Origin of the sequence: Streptomyces sp. NTH33 (genome assembly GCF_003236365.1) — a bacterium.
Classification (GTDB): domain Bacteria; phylum Actinomycetota; class Actinomycetes; order Streptomycetales; family Streptomycetaceae; genus Streptomyces.
This window is the reverse complement of sequence record NZ_POTZ01000704.1, coordinates 1-2,554: the sequence shown is the minus strand read 5'-3', so window position 1 is coordinate 2,554 and position 2,554 is coordinate 1. Positions and strand designations below refer to the sequence as shown.

The window sequence follows — 2,554 nt, the reverse complement described above, 5'->3', positions numbered from 1 at the left end:
TCCACCCCCCACGGCGCGGGCCGCGCCAGTCGGTGGGTGGGGGGTGGCTGTCAGTACGGGCGCTGCATGCGGCGGCGCCACCAGGCCAGGGCCGTGCCGATCAGCAGGACGCCGGCCGCGCCCGCGGCCGCCGAGCCGGCGATCAGCACCGTGTCGCCGGAGCCGGAGGACCCCGCCGGCCGCAGCGCGTCGCCCAGTTGGCTGCGCACGTCCGCACCGCTCTGCGTGCCCTTGGCGAGCCGCCCGCGTGAACCGGCCGTCGGCTCGGCGACGTACGGGAAGGACTTCTCGAACTTCTTGTCGTTCGCGTCGACCGCGTCGCCCAGGTCGTTCTTCGCGCCGACCAGCTCGCCCTCCACCACCTGCAACGCGGCGTCGATCACGTCGTCGGTGAGCCGGCGGCCGTTCGGGAAGCCCGCGTTGTCGCCGTCGAGGACGCCCAGCCGCTTGGGGTGCGCGCTCGGTTCGACCGAGGTGTTCAGGCGCAGCTGCTCCGACGGGCGCACGTACGGCTGCTGGTTGAGGCCCTTCACGCCCTTGAGGAACACGTCGACGAGGTCGTTGCGCGGCTCGGCGGGAGCGGGGATCTTGTAGATCTGCTCGATGAGCTTCGGCAGCTCGGGATGGGTGACGTTCTTCAGGAACTGCGCGTCGTCGTACGGCGAGGACGCGTTGAACCCGTCCTTGTCCTTCTGCGGGTTGACGACCTCGTTGACGAGCGGGTTGCCCAGCCGGGAGACCTGGGTGAAGCCGCCGCGCGCGTTCCCGCGCTGGGTGGTCGACCAGATGCCCACCACGGGCTGCTTCTCCGACTCGCGGATCAGGTCGTTCGGCACCTGCAGCGCGATCGTGTTGACGTTGTAGCCCTTGAGCGTGTCGTTGCCGACCTCGGAGAGGTTCCCGCCGTACAGCAGGTCGAAGACGCGCAGGTCCGCGAAGAACGGGTCGTCGGCCTGCCCGGCGAAGGTCGCCGCACCGCCCGCCGTCTTGTGGACCGCCTCGGCCCGCAGCCTGCCGTAGTCCGGCATCGACGCCTTGCCGACGTTCGACGGCGCCACCGGCACACCGTCCGCGACCCGGGTCCTGGCCACCTGCTTCCGGTGGCGCAGCTTGATCAGGTCGAGGCTGTAGGTCTGGGTCACGTTCAGCGTCGGGTCCTTCAGACTGTGCACCGGGCCCGTGTTGTACAGGAACGTGTCCTTGTTCTTGACGTGCGTCCTGAAGGTGTAGCGGAAGACCAGGTCCTCCTGCGCGTCACCGTCGTTGTCGATGCGCAGGTCGTACTGCGCGTCGTCCGCGAACGTGTAGAAGTTCGGGCCGCCGGCCGGCTCCTGGAACGGGATCCAGTTCGCCACGATCGTCGTCGTGTCGGGCCGGTCCGGGCTGACGAACGCGTACAGGTCCGTGTTGTCGTACTGCGGGGCCCCCGAGACGAGTGGGGCCTCCCGGTGGCTGGAGGCGGCGGCCTCCCCCGGTTCCAGCGTGGCCACGCCGGCGGCCGCGAGCCCCCCGGCGGCCAGCGCGCCGCAGATGAGGGAGGCGAGGCCCCGGTGGCCCTCCCGCGGAGCGGAGCGCCCGGGCGTGCCCCCATCGCCCCTGGAGAGACTGGAGAAAGGTGTCATGCCGATCCGTCCTCAGTGCCAACTTGGTCTGTCGCTCGGGGATTCGGAGGCCGGGCCGGGCCGGATTGGTCGGCCGGGAAAATTCTTTTCCCCCTGCTCGACCCGCGTTTTCGGCCCGCTGATCCGTACCTCACTCGAAGGGCGCGCCCGCCGCGCGCGCCGCATGCGACAGGACGGGCCCACGGCGGCCGCGGAGAGGGGGCGACGAGTGGAGGCGGACGAGCTTCTGGTGCTCGTGGCAGGGGGCGACCAGATGGCATTCGAGGAGCTGTACGGGCTGGTGTCCGGGCCCGTCTACGGGCTGGTGCGGCGCGTGGTGCGCGACCCCGCCCAGTCCGAGGAGGTGGCCCAGGAGGTGCTGCTCGAACTGTGGCGCTCCGCCGCCAGGTTCGACCCCGAGCGGGGCAGCGCCCTGTCCTGGGTGCTCACCCTCGCCCACCGCCGCGCCGTCGACCGGGTGCGCAGCGTCCGCGCCGCCGGCGAACGCGAGCGCCGCGAGGCGCTGCGCGCCGCCTCGCCCGCCTTCGACCACGTCACCGAGGAGGTCGAGGCCGGCCTGGAACGCGAGTGGGTACGGCGCTGCCTGAACCGCCTCACCGCGCTGCAGCGCCAGTCCGTCACCCTCGCCTACTACGACGGCTACACATACCGTGAAGTGGCCGAGCGGCTGTCCCTGCCGCTGGGCACGGTCAAGACGCGGATGCGCGACGGACTCACCCGGCTGCGCGAGTGCCTGGGAGGTGTCGCGTGAGCCTGCTCGACCGCCTGCTGCGCCGCGGGGACCTGCACTCGCTGGCCGCACCCTACGCCCTCGACGCCCTGGAGCCCGCCGAACGGGCCCGCTTCGAGAAGCACGTGAGGAAGTGCGGCCCGTGCGCCGCCGAGGTGCGCGACCTCTCGGAGGACGCGGTCCGCCTGGCCTGGTCCACGGC

At 71.8% G+C, this 2,554-nt stretch carries 3 protein-coding genes; 2 read left to right on the top strand and 1 reads right to left on the bottom strand.

The window, feature by feature from the left end:
* Positions 1 to 50: 50 nt before the first annotated feature.
* Positions 51 to 1,622 carry a DUF4331 domain-containing protein gene (locus C1I97_RS35225; RefSeq protein ID WP_111007021.1) on the bottom strand — a complete coding sequence of 524 codons (1,572 nt, stop codon included), beginning with the start codon at positions 1,620 to 1,622 and terminating at the stop codon, positions 51 to 53.
* Positions 1,623 to 1,785: 163 nt separating this feature from the next.
* Here C1I97_RS35225 and C1I97_RS35220 point away from each other — a divergent pair, with 163 nt between their 5' ends.
* Positions 1,786 to 2,373, top strand: a complete 588-nt coding sequence (locus C1I97_RS35220; RefSeq protein ID WP_111007020.1) for a sigma-70 family RNA polymerase sigma factor — start codon at positions 1,786 to 1,788, stop codon at positions 2,371 to 2,373.
* A partial coding sequence (locus C1I97_RS35215) for an RskA family anti-sigma factor (RefSeq protein WP_181447059.1) occupies positions 2,370 to 2,554 on the top strand: 185 nt, incomplete at its 3' end. The genes C1I97_RS35220 and C1I97_RS35215, both read left to right, overlap by 4 nt.

Bases quoted from the DNA above. Each gene is read 5' to 3' on its own strand.
- C1I97_RS35225 (WP_111007021.1), bottom strand. From the start codon at position 1,622: ATGACACCTTTCTCCAGTCTCTCCAGGGGCGATGGGGGCACGCCCGGG.
- C1I97_RS35220 (WP_111007020.1), top strand. From the start codon at position 1,786: ATGCGACAGGACGGGCCCACGGCGGCCGCGGAGAGGGGGCGACGAGTG.